We start from the raw sequence: 15,230 nt of genomic DNA, 5'->3' as shown, positions 1-15,230 counted from the left end.
TAGAGCAAACGTACGCAACCTTTCCCGGCCTCCGCCCCTCTCTCCCCGCGAAAGTGATCCACACCGGAGGTCGTCCCCGTGAACCGCATACGCCCGCGCACCCTGCTCGCCACCGCCGCCGGGGCGCTCGCCCTGGCCGCCGTCACCTCCTGCTCCGGGGGGACGCCGGCGGCCGGCGGCGCGGAGGAGGGGGCGCCACGGACGCGGATAGCGGTGAATCTCACCGGGGAGCGGGCCACGGCCGGCGAACCGGTCGTCGTCCGGCTCGCCGAGGGGAAGCTCTCGCGGGTCGACGTGACCGACTCCAAGGGCGGCCGCCTTGAGGGGAAGCTGTCCGCCGACGGGACGAGCTGGACCTCCTCGCGCAAGGCCGTCCCGGGAACCGCCTACGCGATCGAGGCGCGGGACGCGTCCGGCGGGAGCGCCCGGGCCGGGTTCACCACCGCGCCGGCCGAGCGGGTCAACAAGCTGACGCTCGCCCCCGGCAAGAACACCACCGTCGGCATCGCCCAGCCGCTGTCGATCGTCTTCGACCACCCGGTGAAGAACAAGGCCGAGGTCGAGAAGCACCTCACGGTCACCACCTCCAACCGCACCGAGGGCTCCTGGGGCTGGATGCGGGACTGGTCCGGCAAGGACCGGGTCGACTGGCGGCCGAAGGAGTACTGGAAGGCCGGTACGAAGGTCACCCTCGACGCCCGGCTGAGCGGGATCGACTCCGGCGCCGGCGGCTGGTTCGTACGCGACTACACCACCACCTTCGGCATCGGTCGCGAGCAGCTCGTCAAGGTCGACCTCGACAACCACCGGCTGAAGCTGCTGCGGGACGGCGCCGAGGTCCTGGACGTACCCATGTCGGCCGGGACACCCGGCGGCGAGAAGGCCTCCTGGCGCGGCAGGACCGTCCTGATGTCGAAGGAGGGCACCATCAACATGCGCTCGGAGACCGTGGGTCTCGGTGACGCCTACGACAAGATGGTCGACTACTCGATGCGGCTGACCTGGTCGGGGATGTACGCGCACGCGGCGCCGTGGAACGCGGCGTACTTCGGCAGCGCCAACAGGAGCTCGGGCTGCGTCGGGATGAGCGACGGCGACGCGCGGGCCGTGTACGACCAGGTGCGGGTGGGCGACCCCTTCGAGATCACCGGTTCCGAGGCCAAGGGGACACAGGCGCTGAACAACGGCTACGGCGAGTGGAATCTGTCCTGGGCCGAGTGGCGGTCCAAGAGCGCCCTCAATTGACAGGGCGTCCAATAATCGTTACCCGCACGTAACTCACCGATCGGTTACCAGGAGTAAGTCTCCCCGGTTACCGTCGGGTCACTTTCACTGCCCCCCATCAGTGATCCCAGTGAGGAGTGACCCGTGCGCACACCCTTGGTCCTCGCCGTCTCGGCCGCCCTCGTGGCGGGGACGGCGCTCGGGCTCGCGCCCGCCGCCCACGCCACCGAGACCGGCATCCGCTTCGTCGACATCGCCGGCGACGGCGGCACCGTCCTGAAGGCCAATGTCGTCACCCCGGCGGATGCGGGCTCCGGCGCCCGCCACCCCGTGATCGTGCTGCCCACCAGCTGGGCCATGCCCCAGGTCGAGTACCTCGCCCAGGCCCGGAAGCTCGCCGACTCCGGCTATGTCGTGGTCAGTTACAACTCGCGCGGTTTCTGGCAGTCCGGCGGGCACATCGAGACCGCCGGGCCGAAGGACGTCGCCGACGCCTCCAAGGTCATCGACTGGGTCCTCGCGAACACCCACGCCGACCCCGACAGGATCGGCATGGCGGGCGTCTCGTACGGCGCCGGGATCAGCCTGCTCGCCGCCGCGCACGACAAGCGCGTCAAGGCCGTGGCGGCGCTGAGCGGCTGGGCCGACCTCATCGAGTCGATCTACAGCGGCCGCACCCAGCACCTCCAGGCCGCTGCCCTGCTCGGCGGCGCCGGCTACCTCACCGGCCGCCCCGGGCCCGAACTCCAGGAGATCCTGGGCGACTTCCTCTCCTCCGACCTCGCCCAGGAGGAGAAGATGATCGCCTGGGGCAGGAAGCGCTCCGCCGTCACCTACCTGGACCGGATCAACGCCAACGGCGCCGCGATCATGCTCGGGAACGCCTGGGGGGACACCGTCTTCCCGCCCAACCAGTACGCGTCCTTCTACGAGAAGCTCCAGGGGCCCAAGCGCCTGGAGTTCCGCCCGGGCGACCACGCCACCGCCGAGGCCACCGGCCTGCTCGGCCTGCCCAACGACACCTGGACCAGCGCGCACCGCTGGTTCGACCGCTACCTCAAGGGCGCCGACAACGGCATCGACCGCGAGCAGCCCGTCCAGCTCAAGACCCGTTCCAGCGGCGGCTACGAGGGGTACCCCGACTGGAAATCGGTCGGCGCCGACCAGCGGAAGATCGCCCTCGGCGGCTCCCAGAAGATCCGGGCGAACGTCGACTCCGGAGCCAATGGCGGCGTCGTCCTCCTCTCCAACGCCCTGGACCAGTTCCTCGGGACCCCGCCCGTGGCCTCCATCCCGCTCCTCCCCCGCGCCTTCGCCGGCGTGTGGCAGTCCGAGCGCTACGCCACCGCCCAGCGGGTGCGCGGCACGGCGAAGCTCCACACCACGGTCACCTCCACGGCCGAGAGCGGCACCCTCGTCGCGTACCTCTACGACGTGGGCCCGCTCGGACTCGGCAGACTGGTGAGCAACGCCCCGTACACGTTCCACGGGAAGACGCCCGGCGAGCCGTTCACCGTCGATCTGGAGCTGTTCTCCACGGCCTACGACGTGCCCGCCGGACACCGTCTCGCCGTGGTCGTCGACACCGTCGACCCCCTCTACATCGAGCACAACCCGACCGGCGCGCAGCTGACCTTCTCCTCCCCGCCGGCGGACCCGTCGTACGTGTCGGTCCCGCTGCGGGAGGAGTGATCACCGGCTGCTGCCGGACGGGCAGGGCTTCCTGCGAACTGCTGCGCGACCGCTACGCGCCCGTGGGAGGACCTCCGCCCGGCAGCAGCGTCCCCGGTTCGGCCGGGGCGACCTCCACGGCCTTCGCCCTGAGACTGCGGCGCTCCTTCCTGGCGACCCACGTGGCGCACCAGGACGCGGCCGCGATCCGGTACCTCGGGAGCGCGTCGGGCTGCTGCCCCTTGACGGGCGGGCCGGCCTCTTGGCGCGGCCCCTGCGCGGGGCGGTGAAGAAGTCCTCGGGGGTGCGGTCCTCGACGACCCGGCCACCGGCCATGAGGACGACGCGGTGGGTGGCGGAGCGGGCGAAGCCCATCTCGTGGGTGACGAGGGGGACCCCCAGCTGCCGGCCGCCGGAGAGCTGGGCCGTGTGTGTCGACGCCACGCAGCTCGATCAACGGGTCGACGGCCATGCGCTGCCCTGCCCCCTTCTCGGCTCTGTCGAGGTCAGCGCAAACTATCCAGCACGAAAAGGGACTTCACACCCGACACGCATGAAACACGAATAAGCCGTATTTACTGCGGAAGGGTGGGGCGGCCGGTCAGCACTCGGAGGCCTCCGCGTACACGTGGGAGAGCTCCGGGGATCCGCTCACGGCCCAGTCGAGGCCGGCCTCGACCACGTTGATCTCACGGCCGGAGGCGAGCCGCACCACCGGCTGCCCTCCGGGCCACACCTGCCAGCAGGCACCCGGCACCGTGCGGACGACGACCGTGCCCAGATACAGACCGGCGTCGTTGCCGATCCAGGGCAGCTCCTCAGGGTCGTCGCGCCAGAGCGGCGGCAGCTGGTCGAGGGCCGCCAGCGAGCGCGGGGTGTCGTCCAGCTCCACCCCGGCCTCCTGGGCCCTGGCACGCAGCAGCTCGCACTCGGCGAGCAGCTCGCCGACGCCCTCCGGGTCGCGGTCGAAGGCCGCCGTCAGCGGAGAGGTCCCGACTGCGTGCCGCTTGCGCCAGTTGCCCAGGAAGGGGATGTTCATCCGACCAGCGTCGCACCGGACCCTCCCGTGGACCACCCGGCACGCGGAGATCACCGCCCCACCGGGTGCCGGAAGGTGCTAGACGTCGAGGTCGACGACGACGGGGGCGTGGTCGGACGCGCCCTTGCCCTTGCGCTCCTCGCGGTCGACATAGCTGTCCTTGACCGCGTCGGCGAAGGGCTTGTTGCCGTACACCAGGTCGATGCGCATACCCCGGTTCTTGGGGAAGCAGAGCTGGCGGTAGTCCCAGTACGTGAACGGATGGTCGTACTTGAGGGGGCGCGGGACCACGTCGGACAGGCCCGTCTCCCGCAGTCCGGCGAGCGCGGCCCGCTCCGGCGCGGTGACGTGCGTGGCGCCCTCGAAGAGGGAGATGTCCCAGACGTCGTCGTCGGTGGGGGCGATGTTGAAGTCCCCGAGGACGGCGAAGGGGCGCTCCCCCGCCGCGTCCGCGGCGACCGCTCCCTTGAGCGCCTCCAGCCAGCGCAGCTTGTAGGCGTAGTGGTCATGGGCGACCTCGCGGCCGTTGGGCACGTACACCGACCAGACGCGGACCGGGCCGCAGGTCGCCGAGACGGCCCGGGGCTCCTGCACGCTCTCGTAGTCGGGCCCGCCGGGCAGGCCCATGACGACGTCCTCCACGCCGACCTTGGAGAGCAGCGCCACGCCGTTCCACCGCCCGTCGGCGTGGACCACCGACTCGTACCCCAGCTCGCGCAGCTCGTCGGTGGGGAACTGCTCGGCGGTGCACTTGGTCTCCTGGAGGCAGAGCACGTCCGTACCGCTGCTCTCCAGCCAGGCCAGGAGCCGGGGCAGCCGGGCGGTGATCGAATTGACGTTCCATGTGGCGATGCGCATGCGCGCAAGCCTAACGGCGGGGTGTGACAGTCATCGAGTTCACAGCTCGGCGGAGTCCCCGGGGGCCAGCCGCCCGTGGTCCGTGCCGCCGAGCGCGCCGATCTGCCGGTCGTAGATCGGCCGGGCGAGGTCGGTGAGCAGGGCGTCGTGGATGTCGAAGGCGCGCTGCGGCTTGACCTCGCGGACGTAGTCGATGACCTCGGAGATCTTGTTCCAGGGGGCCATCACCGGCAGCATCAGCGTCTCCACCGGCTGCCCGGGGACGGTCAGCGCGTCGCCGGGGTGGAAGAGCGAGCCGTCGACGAGGAAGCCGATGTTGGTGATCCGCGGGATGTCCGGGTGGATCACCGCGTGCAGCTCGCCGTGCACCTGGACGTCGAAGCCGGCCGCGCTGAAGGTGTCGCCGTGCCCGACGGTGTGCACCCGGCCGGGGAAGGCGGCCGAGAGCTGCTCGGCGACGCTCCTCAGCGTCCAGATCTCGGCCGCCGGGTTGGCCTCCAGACCGGCCCGCAGCCGGTTCTCGTCGAAGTGGTCGGGGTGCTCGTGGGTGACGAGAACGGCGTCGGCGCCGAGGGCGGCGTCCTGCTCGGTGAAGCCGCCGGGGTCGATGACGAGCGTCCGCCCGTCCTTCTCCAAGCGGATGCAGGCGTGCGACTTCTTCGTCAGCTTCACAGGAGTCCACCTCACACGTTCCGGGCATGGGCATGCCCGGTCAGCCTACGCCTGGGGCGTGGTCTCCTCCTTGATCACCCGGCTCACGACCCGCAGGGCGCTGTCGGCTGCGGGCATGCCGCAGTAGACCGCGGTCTGGAGCAGGACCTCGCGGATCTCGGCGGGGGTCAGACCGTTGCGCAGCGCGGCCCGGGTGTGATCGGCCAGCGCCTCCAGGTGGCCGCCCGCGATCAGGGCCGTGAGGGTCACACAGCTGCGGGTGCGGCGGTCGAGCCCGTCGCGGCTCCACACCTCGCCCCAGGCGTAGCGGGTGACCAGGGACTGGAAGTCGGCGCCGAACTCGTCGGCGAGGACCTGGTCCACATGGGCGTCGCCGAGGATCTCGCGGCGCAGCTTGAGGCCCTCGTCGTACGTGTCGGGCCGCGCGGATCCGGCGAGCTCGGGCGCGGGCGCGGGGGCGATCTCGGCGACGGGGACGACCGGGGCGGAGACGGGCGGCATCGGCGGGGCGGGCAGGGCGCTCTGCGTGTCGTGCACGATCCCGGCGAAGTGGTTCGTGAGGAGGTCGGTGACGGCGCCGGGCTGCTCGACGGGGGCGAGGTGGGAGGCGCCGGGGACGACGGCGAGCCGGGCGTCGGCTATCCCGGCGACCAGGGTGCGGGCCTCGGCGGGACCGGTGACCTGGTCGTCGGCGCCGACCAGCACGAGGGCGGGGATGCCGATGCGGCCCAGGGAGTCACGGACGTCGAAGAGGGCGAGCGCCTCGCAGGCGCCGATGTAGCAGCCGGGGTCGGTCGTGCGCACCATCTGCACGGCCCACTCGACGATCGCGGGCTGGGTGGCGGCGAAGCCGGGGGTGAACCACTGTTCGGGGGCGGTACGGGCCATGGGTTCGAGGCCGTGGGTGCGCACGATCACTCCCCGCTGCCGGAACTCGTCGGCGCTGCCGAACCGGGGGGAGGTGGCCACCAGGGCCAGCGAGGCGACCCGGTGGGGCGCCCGCAGCGCCAGGTCGAGGCCGACGGCGCCGCCGATGGAGCAGCCGGCGTAGCCGAAGCGCTGGACGCCGAGCTCGTCGAGGGTGGCCAGCAGCCGGTCACCGAGCTCGGCGACGGAGGTGAAGGGGCGGGCGGGCGCGCCGCCGTGACCGGGCAGGTCGAAGCGGACGACGCGCCACTGACGGGTCAGCTCGGGGACCTGCCGGTCCCACATGTGCCATGTGGTACCGAGGGAAGGTCCGATCACCAGGACCGGGGCGTCTCCGGGCCCGTCAACGCGGTATTGCAGGGTGTTCGGTGGTGTCTCGCTCACCCGCCAGACCCTCTCACGTACCACGGCGCCTCACGTCGCCGGGTCGAACCTGGTGGCTCCTCCCCCTCCCGCCAGATCAGGTCCAGAGCAGGCCCATGGAGACCCCTCGTACGCGGCCGAGCCGGCGGCTTGCGCCGACTGGCCACCGACCGCTATCGCCCCCGTGACCAGCGCCCCGGCCACCACGGCGGCCCGTGCCGCCGATCTCGCGCGTGCTGTGCCCCCCGCGTGCATGCCGACGCTTTCTCCGGTGTCACGCGAACGGCACACATTCGGTTCTCGGTGGCGCTCGCGAACCAGTGAGGAGCTCACGCGCGGCGGACGCCTTCGAGGGCGGCGGCAACGGCCGCGGGCGCGCACGGGAATGTCGTCGCGTCTACACGGGGAGGGGTTTCGACGTAGCGAAGATCGCCCCGCCGGCGAGGACCACCTTGCGCACTTTTCTGCCCAACACGCCTGACGGCCCCTACCGTTGGCCTTCCCGGACGCGCCACACACCGGCCCTCGCACAGGCACACAAGCGCGCAGGAGGACAGATGACCAGCAGCATGGACCGGCTGAGGGTTCTCTTCGAAGAGATCGGCGGCTACCAGCAGGCCATCGACAAAGGGATGCTGTTCACGGAGGCAAGGCCGGAGATGTACCGACGTCTCCTCGAAGCGGTGATCCTCCTGCCGCCGGGCAATGGGCACATCTGGAACGACTACCGGATGTGGGTCGTTCAGGGGTGGGCCAGTGCCTTCCAGAACGGTGGTGACGCGGAGGCGGAGCCATGGCGCGAGTTCCTGGGCGAGATCGGCGAAATTTTGGGACCGGCCCCGGACTAGGCGCTGGAACCGGTACCGACGACGGCAGCGGCCGCAGAACACACATCCCCGAGCGACGGAGGGGCCATGGCCCGGTCCAATGAACTGAAGTGCACGAAGTGCGGTGCCCGGCACACGGGTACGTGGAGCGCCTCGCTGTGTCCGGACTGCGCCAAGAAGTCGGGACAGAAGGAGCCCGACCCCGGCGACTAGGTGTACTGACCGGGAGCGTTGTCGACACGGCTGATCGGTGACTCGCCGCCGAGTGCGGTGTGGCATCGGTGGTGGTCTTAGGTGTGGAGGAATCTGCCACAGCCTCGGTCCGCTCGGTGCGCACGCTGCCCTGGGGGGCCCGAGTACTCTCCCTGCAGCGCACAGTGTCGCAAAGCAGGACACGGCGGGTTCGAACCGTGCAACAGGGCGATGGGAAGGCGTCAAGAGCGGTGGGCGCGCGCCTCCTCCCCATGTTCACAGGTGCTCCGCCCACCCGCTTCGGACCGCGTAGGCACCCAGCTGCATCCGGGTCTGGACTCCCGCCAGGTCCATCAGACGGCGCAGGCGGCGGTGCAGGGTGCGCGGGGACAGGCCGAGGTCGGCGTCGGCCAGGACGAGTTTCATCGGCAGGTGGTCGGTGACACGCAACTGCACGCCGTTGCGCAGGGAGTCGATGGCGTCACGGACGATTCCGGGTTCTGCCATTACCGCGCGGTCCAGTACGGCGCGGAAGAGCACACCGCGGTCGAGGGCCATGGGTTCGGCCGTGTTCTCGTCGGGAGGCAGGGCGACGAACGGTGCGGTGATGAAGGAGCGGACCTGCGCACGGGCCGCCTGCTGCACCTGGAGGAAGCGATGGCGGATGGCGTCGACGCCGGTGACGACCTCGATCAGATCGCTGATGCTGTCTCCGGTCATCGCTGCCCGGTGTTCCTCGGCGAAGGGCACCAGCGCCTGCTCGGCCATGCGCAGCCCGTCCCGGCGCTGGGTGATGAGCGCGCCGAGCGCCATGGCCGGCGGCGCGGCGGTGAACCGCTCGTCCGCCGCCCCGGTCGCCAGTCCCCACTCGGTCAGATGGGACAACGCCGTGCCGACGTCGGCCCGCGACAGGGTCAGCAGGTCGGCGAGGCGAACCGCGGTGGAGTTCGGTTGTCCGAGCAGAGCCCGGTAGACGCGCTCGTCGTCGGGTTCGAGGCCCAGAACATCCAGCATCCGCGATCGACTCTCTTGTGTGGTTGCCGAAGAAGAGCGATCCGGTGGCGCGGACCGTGGTCCGGACGGCGGCGGCCACGTCGAGACGGCCGGTGCCGACCTCGTACGGCGAGTAACTGCCGTCCAGGCCCTTGGCGGTGCTCGTCAGGTGCTCCTTCAGCTGCGCGCCGGTCCACTCCGGGTGCTGCTGGACCAGGATCGCCGCGGCGCCGGCCACGTGCGGGGTGGCCATCGACGTACCGCTGATGGTGCGGTAGAGCCCCTCCCCGCCGTCGGTCATCTCCTGCGACCGGGCGGCGGTGATGTCGACGCCCGGCGCCGCGATGTCGGGCTTCATGCCACCGGAGTGGGCCAGCGGTCCGGTGCTGGAGAAGGACGCGAGGCGGTCCTGCTTGTCCGTGGCGGCCACGGTCAGCGCCGACGCGGCCGCGCCCGGGGCGGAGATGGTCTCCGGCCCCGCGTTGCCGGCGGCTACCACGAACAGCGTGCCGTACCGGGCGGAGAGAGCGTCGACCATCTGCGACATCGGGTCGCTGCCGTCCGTCGGGTAGGAGTTGCCGAGGCTCATGTTGGGCGACATCAGCGCGGAGGAGTACGACCGGGCCAACGCGAAGCTCCTCGCCTGAAGCGGTCCTTCCTCCACCCTCCGCGTGACCGCTGGTTCTCGTCTGCTCCCGGGCCGCGACGCCGGCGCCGGCACACGCAACGCCGACTGCCCGGGCGGATGTCCGTTCGCCGTGTAGCGGACTCCCCAACTGTCCGTGAGGCCGGCGCAGATGTAGAGTCCCCGGCCGCCTTCGTCGCTCTCCCTGGCGTGCCTGGGGTACGGCGCCGTCATGGAGGCGTCCTCGACCTCGCAGGTCAGCAGGTGAGGTTGCCTCACCAGACGCAGGACGATCGGTGGGGTTCCGTAGCGGATGGCGTTGGTGACCAGTTCGCTGACGACCAGCTCCACCGTGAACCGGTCGACCGCGGTCCCCCACCGCTCCAGGCAGCTGTCCACCTGACGGCGCGCACCTGCCACCGCCGCCGGATCCGCCGACAGCTCCCAGGTTGCCACCTGGTCGTTCGGCAGATGGTGGGTGCGCGCCACGACAACTACGTCGTCGGGTTCGAGGAGCTCTGCGAGCGCGTCGGCCATGGTCTCGGTCGGATGCTTCGGATGCGACAGGGCTCTCGTCAGCGCCTCCACGGGAGAGGGGGCGCTCCCGCGCTCCGCGAGGCCAGGCAGACAGTACCTCCTGGCTGAAGGGTGTACGTGGCGCTGGGGAAGGTGGCCCGTCGGCGCCGAGGAGTGATCCGACCGGTACGGGCTCAGGTTCGACAGAGCCGTCCGGGCGCGCGATCGCGACAGAACAGTCCCCGGCCCGCGCGATGTCGAGCATCCCGCTGACCGGGTCGTGCACCGCGATCGCGCAGTCGGCGGAAGGCTCCTCGACGTCGGAGAGCTCTTGCTGTTCCCGCGTGAGGCGGAGCGCGGTCAGATGGAGGCGGGCCAGGACATGCAGCCCTACGGCGGATTGGGTGAATACGGCATCCAGTACCGCCTCGTCCAGCCCATCCGGCTCACTCGGCCACCGGCCCGCCACGTCAGGCCCCCCGCCTTCGGCAGGGGTGTCGCCGGCATTGGGCGGCTGCGGGGAAGGCATGTCCACTTCGCCTCTCCGTACCGTGTCGTTGTTCGGCCGCCGTGAGGTGCGCAGGAGGCAGCGGTTCGCCTCGTCCTCGTGCTCACAACCCTTGTCGGCCGCTCCCTCCGCCGTGGTCACGGCCACGTTCACCCGCCCGGCACATACCGTGGCCACGGCGACCGGTCGAGTGGCACGCGCGTTCATGGTGGAGCGGTCTGCCCGAGAGCCCGCGGCAGACCGCCCACCTTGCTACGCAGCGGGCTCGGGCTCAGCAGCCCCCGCAGTTGTAGTAGAGGACGTCCCAGTGGTTGCCCTCATCGGCGTAGATGTTGCCGGAGCCGGACTTCCACTGCGGAGCACCGTCACCGCGCACTCCGATGTACGTGAGATTGTTCTTGATGTAGTTGCCGATACACGTGTAAGGCGCCGCCGCGTCCGGAACACGGCCTACACGAACTCGCTCTTGTAGAAGACGCTGGCCTGACGGGTTCCCGACGTGTTCGAGTGGAAGCCGAAGGCCAGCCTCGGCCCGCCGGAGGACTGCCAGACCGCCATGCCCTGCGGTTCTCGACCGGGCAGAGACTCGCCGGCCGTCGTCGCGAACCGGTCCACCACTGTGGAGTCGCCGACGTCGTTCAGGTCGATCGTGGTGATGTACGAGGGGTTCCCCACGGGGCCTTCCAGCAGGTACGCATACCGGCCGTAGGCGGCGAAGCCCTGGAACGGGTTGGCCTTGCCCCAGTCGCCGCGGGCCGGCAGGGCCCTCTCGACCAGCCGGTATCCGCTGGTGAGCCGGCCGGCGCGGGCATCACTCATCGTGAAAGCGACGATGCGACGCTGGTCGGTTCCGACGTTGTAGCGCACCAGCAGCCGGTCGGTGAACGGGTCGATCACGGGCTGGGGGTTGATCATCGTGTCGCCGATGGAGGGCGTGCGGTCCTGGACGGAGGGGTCGTTCCGCTCCAGCACGCCACCGTTGACGAACGGGAACCGTCCGATCCTGGTACCGAATCCGCTGGCGCTGGCCTTCCACTCCGTCCACAGGTAGACCTGCCCGCCGTACGGCTCCACCCCTATCGAGACCCCGTGACCGAAGCCGTGCAGGGCCATGGACCCCAGCTGATTGCCCGCCGTATCGGTCTTGGTGACCCACAGGTCACCGTTCGTGGCCCCGGAGTTCGTCTGCAGAAAATAGACGTGCTGGTGGACGTTGTCGTATCCGAACGACTGCATCACCCAGTTGGCATGCAGCGACTTCTTCCATATCGGATTGCCGCCTGCTCCGTTGAGCTTGAACTGCGGCGAGTCGGGCACGGCCGCGCTCGCTGGGGGAGCCGTCATCAAAGAGAGTGCGGCGCCGCCCGCCATGGCGGCGGCAACGCCTCCACCCGCTTTGAGGAACCCACGCCGGCTGGTGGCGCGCTTCGCTGATCCGTCGGTACCCATGGAACTTCCCCTCGTTGGACACAAATCGCATGACGAGCACCGAGGCCGATCTCCGGATCGGCCTCGGTGAGACCTGATGAGCGATCACCTTTCAACACCGGTGGGTGTCTGTGCAACGCTCACTCGTCGGCCGCTCACGTACCACGGCACCTCAATCGCCGGGTCAGATCAGGTCGGGTCCGCTGTGGTCAGGAGGTCGTCACACGGGCCGGCCCGGCTGGGCAGGTCGGCGAGGGCCACGAAAAGCGGCTTGCGCGGGCGTGGCTGCGCCATGGGGGCGGCCTCCGGGACAGAGGGCGGATGGGCACACGGCCCCTCGGACGCCGACCAGGCTTCCCGGCACACCAGCGTCGCCTCGACGCGTTCCTCACACCCTGTCCGGTGGCCGGAAGGCTCACCAGACGACGGCCTTCAGCTGCGGAAACGGCCAGCGGGGTCCGTCTCCACGAGGATGCGGCCCGGTGGGCGCGCGCCAGGTGCACACTGGCAGGGACGGCACGCGCCGCGGTTCTCTGCCTGGAGGGTGAGTCGGATGCCCGGTGACCGGTCACGCTCGCGTTATGTCCCGGACCGGGGACTCACCACGCGCATGGTGACGACGATGTTCCTGATCGGGCTGCTCTACGTCCTGTTCGTCGGCGCCCTGCTGGTCCTCCTGGAGGGCTCCTGGCCCGTCATCCTGCTGGTCGCGGGCGGCCTGTTCGTCGCGCAGTTCTGGTTCAGCGACCGCATCGCCGCCCTCGGCATGGGGGCCCGCGAGGTCACCCCCGAGCAGGCGCCCGGGCTGCACGGTGCCGTCGACCGCGTGTGCGCCCTCGCCGACATGCCCAAGCCCCGGGTGGCGATCGCGGACAGCGATGTGCCGAACGCCTTCGCCACCGGCCGCGGCGAGAAGACCGCCCTGGTCTGCGCCACCACCGGCCTGCTCCGGCGGCTGGAACCCGAGGAGCTGGAGGGCGTCCTCGCCCACGAGCTCTCCCACGTCGCGCACCGCGACGTCGCGGTGATGACCATCGCGTCATTCCTCGGCGTGCTCTCCGGAGTCATGGTCCGCGTCGCCCTCTACAGCGGGCTCGGCAGGAACAGCCGCGACGGCAGCGCCGCGATCGCCGTGATCCTGATCCCGCTGGTCAGCGCCGTCGTGTACGTGATCAGCTTCCTGCTCACCCGGCTGCTCTCCCGCTACCGCGAGCTGTCCGCCGACCGCGCCGCAGCCCTGCTCACCGGCCGCCCCTCCGCACTGGCCTCCGCCCTCACCAAGGTGACCGGCGACATGGCGAGGATCCCGACCCGGGACCTTCGGAAGGCCGAACCGTTCAACGCCTTCTGGTTCGCTCCCGCGTTCTCCTCCAGGGAGAGCCTGGGCCGGCTGCTCTCCTCCCACCCGACGCTCGAACAGCGCATCGACCAGCTCGGCCGGATCTCGGCACAGCTCGGCCGCCCCTGACCCGCCCCTGACCCGGCCCGTCCCGATCGACCCCGACCCGTCCCGAGCGGAGGTGCCCCCGGTGGGACTCCTCGACGCGATCCTCGGCCGCAGCAAGCCGGTACGCCCGGACCTCGACCAGCTCTTCGCCCTGCCGTCCGCCGCGATCACCCTCCAGGCGGGAGCCGGGTTCGTCCCCACGGGCAGCGGCTCGGTGTGTTTCGCCGGTGTCGAGGGCGGCACCTTCGCCGCGCTCCGGGAGGAGGTCCGGGAGCTGCTCGACGCGGACACCGGGCGGGGCGGCACACCGGTGGAGTTCAGCCGGGACGCGTACGGCTACACCTGGCTCCTCGTCCGCCATCCCCCCGACGACACCGCCTCCCTGGTCAACGACCTGCACGCCGTCAACACCCTCCTTCAGGACGGCGGCTTCGGCCCCCAGTTGCTGTGCTCCCTGGTCGCCTTCCGGGAGGCGGCGGGAGAGCACGTGCTCGCGCTGATCTACCTCTACAAGCGCGGCACGTTCTACCCCTTCGCGCCCCTGCCCGGCGACACCGGGAAGCGCGACAACGCACTGGAACTCCAGGTCAAGGCCCTCCTCGCCGACGACCTGCGGATCGAGCCCGAACTGGCCCGCTGGTTCCCCGTCTGGGGCGCGCCGGGGCTCGGCGACGGCCCGTGACGACCCCGGCCCGGCCGAGCGCGGTGACGACCGGGCGCGGTGACGGCCGAGCGCGGTGACGACCGGGCGTGGTCACGACCGGGCGCGGTGACGACCGGGCGTGGTGACGACGACCGAGCGTGGTGACTCCGGGCGCGTTGGACCGCGCCTGGACGGGCACACTCCTGAGGAGGGCCGCGGCAACCCGTGGCCGTCCACCCGTCCCCCGCGGTCACGAGGCGGTCGCCATGAGTCATTCCACGGATGACCAGCGCATCCTTGCCGAGATCGAGCGGCGTCTCAGCCAGGACGACCCCGCTCTCGCCTCCCTGATGAGCACCCTGAACCAGCAGTTCCCCGGACAACCGGAACAGCCCGGGGCCACCCGAGCCACCCGCCGCAGCCCGCGCGCCGTGGCGGCGATCGTGCTGACCGTCATCGCCCTGGTGGCGCTGTTCCTCACAGCGATCCTGAACGCCCCGCCGACGCCGCCCGCGGGTGAGAACGAGGGGCCCGCGCCGCGCCCCGCCGCCATGGCCATGCACCCCGCGCCATGACCGACGGCTCGCGCCTGCCCGTGTGACGGTTTCGCGTGTCAGCGGGCCGAGCGCGCGGCGTCGCTGGTGGCCCACAGCGAGCGGACGTGGCCCAGATGCCTGGCCATGCACTTCTCCGCGCCCTTCGCGTCACCCGCGAGCATCAGGTCGAGGAGCTCCAGATGCTCCTCGGCCGAGGGGATCAGCGCGCCGCTCTCGGCCAGGGCGTTGAGCCCGTAGAGCCGGGACCGCTTGCGCAGGTCGCCGACGGTCTCGACGAGGCGTTCGTTGCCGGCGAGACCGAGCAGCGAGAGGTGGAAGCGGCGGTCGGCCTCCAGATAGCCGATGAGGTCGTGCTCACGGGCGGCGCGCACGATCTCCTCAGCGACGGGCCGCAGCGCCTCGAGATCCGCGCGGTCTGCGGTGCGCGTGACCCGGCCGACCGTGGGGATCTCGATGAGCGCGCGGATCTCGGCGTACTGGTCGAGGTCGCGCTCGTCCACCTCGGTGACCCGGAACCCCTTGTTGCGGACGGGTTCGACCAGGCCCTCGCGGGCGAGGTCCAGCATGGCCTCCCGTACGGGGGTGGCGGAGATGCCGAAGTCCTCGGCCAGTGTCGGCGCAGAGTAGACCGCCCCCGGCCGGAGTTCACCCGAGATCAGGGCGGCTCGCAGGGCATGGGCGACCTGGTCGCGCAGCCGCTCCCGGGAGGCGTTCAGGTCGCGGCGGGTCAGGTGCCCCAT

14 protein-coding genes and 4 pseudogenes are annotated in these 15,230 nt (G+C 70.9%); 7 read left to right on the top strand and 11 right to left on the bottom strand.

The window, feature by feature from the left end:
- Positions 1-78 precede the first annotated feature (78 nt).
- Both ACIRB4_RS15325 and ACIRB4_RS15320 read left to right on the top strand, forming a co-directional pair.
- Positions 79-1,245 (top strand): Ig-like domain-containing protein, encoded by a 1,167-nt coding sequence (locus ACIRB4_RS15325; RefSeq protein ID WP_403291431.1) that lies wholly within the window; start codon positions 79-81, stop codon positions 1,243-1,245.
- A gap of 123 nt (positions 1,246-1,368) precedes the next feature.
- A complete protein-coding gene (locus ACIRB4_RS15320) occupies positions 1,369-2,916 on the top strand; it encodes an alpha/beta fold hydrolase (RefSeq protein WP_403291429.1) in 1,548 nt (515 codons plus the stop codon).
- A gap of 52 nt (positions 2,917-2,968) precedes the next feature.
- On the opposite strand, the pseudogene ACIRB4_RS15315 reads toward ACIRB4_RS15320, so the two are convergent.
- From ACIRB4_RS15315 to ACIRB4_RS15290, 6 genes and pseudogenes are all read right to left on the bottom strand, one after another.
- A pseudogene (locus tag ACIRB4_RS15315) lies at positions 2,969-3,091 on the bottom strand (amino acid ABC transporter permease); the annotation flags it as partial.
- Between the two features lie 65 nt (positions 3,092-3,156).
- Positions 3,157-3,285 (bottom strand): annotated as a pseudogene (locus ACIRB4_RS15310) (amino acid ABC transporter ATP-binding protein); the annotation flags it as partial.
- A gap of 211 nt (positions 3,286-3,496) precedes the next feature.
- Positions 3,497-3,934, bottom strand: a complete 438-nt coding sequence (locus ACIRB4_RS15305) for a DUF6278 family protein (protein WP_403291427.1) — start codon at positions 3,932-3,934, stop codon at positions 3,497-3,499.
- Between the two features lie 78 nt (positions 3,935-4,012).
- Positions 4,013-4,792 carry an exodeoxyribonuclease III gene (locus tag ACIRB4_RS15300; RefSeq protein ID WP_403291426.1) on the bottom strand — a complete coding sequence of 260 codons (780 nt, stop codon included), beginning with the start codon at positions 4,790-4,792 and terminating at the stop codon, positions 4,013-4,015.
- Positions 4,793-4,831: 39 nt separating this feature from the next.
- On the bottom strand, positions 4,832-5,464 hold the full coding sequence (locus ACIRB4_RS15295; protein WP_403291424.1) for an MBL fold metallo-hydrolase: 633 nt from the start codon (positions 5,462-5,464) through the stop codon (positions 4,832-4,834).
- A gap of 45 nt (positions 5,465-5,509) precedes the next feature.
- A complete protein-coding gene (locus ACIRB4_RS15290) occupies positions 5,510-6,775 on the bottom strand; it encodes an alpha/beta fold hydrolase (protein ID WP_403291422.1) in 1,266 nt (421 codons plus the stop codon).
- A 536-nt stretch (positions 6,776-7,311) separates the two neighbouring features.
- Here ACIRB4_RS15290 and ACIRB4_RS15285 point away from each other — a divergent pair.
- Entirely contained in the window at positions 7,312-7,602 is a 291-nt protein-coding gene (locus ACIRB4_RS15285) for a hypothetical protein (protein WP_403291421.1), read from the top strand.
- 66 nt (positions 7,603-7,668) lie between these two features.
- Positions 7,669-7,794 carry a hypothetical protein gene (locus ACIRB4_RS15280; RefSeq protein WP_403291419.1) on the top strand — a complete coding sequence of 42 codons (126 nt, stop codon included), beginning with the start codon at positions 7,669-7,671 and terminating at the stop codon, positions 7,792-7,794.
- On the opposite strand, the pseudogene ACIRB4_RS15275 reads toward ACIRB4_RS15280, so the two are convergent.
- From ACIRB4_RS15275 to ACIRB4_RS15260, 4 genes and pseudogenes are all read right to left on the bottom strand, one after another.
- Positions 7,791-7,912 (bottom strand): annotated as a pseudogene (locus ACIRB4_RS15275) (IS481 family transposase); the annotation flags it as partial. The gene ACIRB4_RS15280 and the pseudogene ACIRB4_RS15275 overlap by 4 nt on opposite strands.
- Before the next feature lie 137 nt (positions 7,913-8,049).
- Complete coding sequence (locus ACIRB4_RS15270; RefSeq protein WP_403291417.1) at positions 8,050-8,787, bottom strand: TrmB family transcriptional regulator; 738 nt, start codon at positions 8,785-8,787, stop codon at positions 8,050-8,052.
- A gap of 148 nt (positions 8,788-8,935) precedes the next feature.
- Positions 8,936-9,928: pseudogene (locus tag ACIRB4_RS15265) on the bottom strand (S8 family serine peptidase); the annotation flags it as partial.
- Between the two features lie 937 nt (positions 9,929-10,865).
- On the bottom strand, positions 10,866-11,864 hold the full coding sequence (locus ACIRB4_RS15260) for a twin-arginine translocation signal domain-containing protein (RefSeq protein WP_403291415.1): 999 nt from the start codon (positions 11,862-11,864) through the stop codon (positions 10,866-10,868).
- A gap of 532 nt (positions 11,865-12,396) precedes the next feature.
- Between ACIRB4_RS15260 and htpX the strand changes: the two genes are divergently transcribed.
- From htpX to ACIRB4_RS15245, 3 genes are all read left to right on the top strand, one after another.
- Positions 12,397-13,311 carry a zinc metalloprotease HtpX gene (gene htpX / locus ACIRB4_RS15255; RefSeq protein WP_403291414.1) on the top strand — a complete coding sequence of 305 codons (915 nt, stop codon included), beginning with the start codon at positions 12,397-12,399 and terminating at the stop codon, positions 13,309-13,311.
- A 61-nt stretch (positions 13,312-13,372) separates the two neighbouring features.
- Positions 13,373-13,972 (top strand): hypothetical protein, encoded by a 600-nt coding sequence (locus ACIRB4_RS15250; protein ID WP_403291412.1) that lies wholly within the window; start codon positions 13,373-13,375, stop codon positions 13,970-13,972.
- Between the two features lie 227 nt (positions 13,973-14,199).
- A complete protein-coding gene (locus ACIRB4_RS15245; protein ID WP_403291410.1) occupies positions 14,200-14,508 on the top strand; it encodes a DUF3040 domain-containing protein in 309 nt (102 codons plus the stop codon).
- A 38-nt stretch (positions 14,509-14,546) separates the two neighbouring features.
- Here the strand turns inward: ACIRB4_RS15245 and ACIRB4_RS15240 are convergent, their stop codons facing one another.
- Entirely contained in the window at positions 14,547-15,230 is a 684-nt protein-coding gene (locus ACIRB4_RS15240) for a GntR family transcriptional regulator (protein WP_403291408.1), read from the bottom strand.

The organism is Streptomyces sp. NPDC093600 (genome assembly GCF_044764755.1).
Classification (GTDB): Bacteria; Actinomycetota; Actinomycetes; order Streptomycetales; family Streptomycetaceae; genus Streptomyces.
The sequence above is the reverse complement of the archived record's forward strand: the minus strand, read 5'-3'. Positions and strand labels throughout refer to the sequence as shown.

What these genes read in the sequence shown, in the direction of transcription:
- ACIRB4_RS15305 (WP_403291427.1), bottom strand. Translation starts at nt 3,934, where the DNA reads ATGAACATCCCCTTCCTGGGCAACTGGCGCAAGCGGCACGCAGTCGGG.
- ACIRB4_RS15300 (WP_403291426.1), bottom strand. Translation starts at nt 4,792, where the DNA reads ATGCGCATCGCCACATGGAACGTCAATTCGATCACCGCCCGGCTGCCC.
- ACIRB4_RS15285 (WP_403291421.1), top strand. Translation starts at nt 7,312, where the DNA reads ATGACCAGCAGCATGGACCGGCTGAGGGTTCTCTTCGAAGAGATCGGC.
- ACIRB4_RS15280 (WP_403291419.1), top strand. Translation starts at nt 7,669, where the DNA reads ATGGCCCGGTCCAATGAACTGAAGTGCACGAAGTGCGGTGCCCGGCAC.
- ACIRB4_RS15270 (WP_403291417.1), bottom strand. Translation starts at nt 8,787, where the DNA reads ATGCTGGATGTTCTGGGCCTCGAACCCGACGACGAGCGCGTCTACCGG.
- ACIRB4_RS15260 (WP_403291415.1), bottom strand. Translation starts at nt 11,864, where the DNA reads ATGGGTACCGACGGATCAGCGAAGCGCGCCACCAGCCGGCGTGGGTTC.
- htpX (WP_403291414.1), top strand. Translation starts at nt 12,397, where the DNA reads ATGCCCGGTGACCGGTCACGCTCGCGTTATGTCCCGGACCGGGGACTC.
- ACIRB4_RS15245 (WP_403291410.1), top strand. Translation starts at nt 14,200, where the DNA reads ATGAGTCATTCCACGGATGACCAGCGCATCCTTGCCGAGATCGAGCGG.
- ACIRB4_RS15240 (WP_403291408.1), bottom strand. Translation starts at nt 15,230, where the DNA reads ATGGGGCACCTGACCCGCCGCGACCTGAACGCCTCCCGGGAGCGGCTG.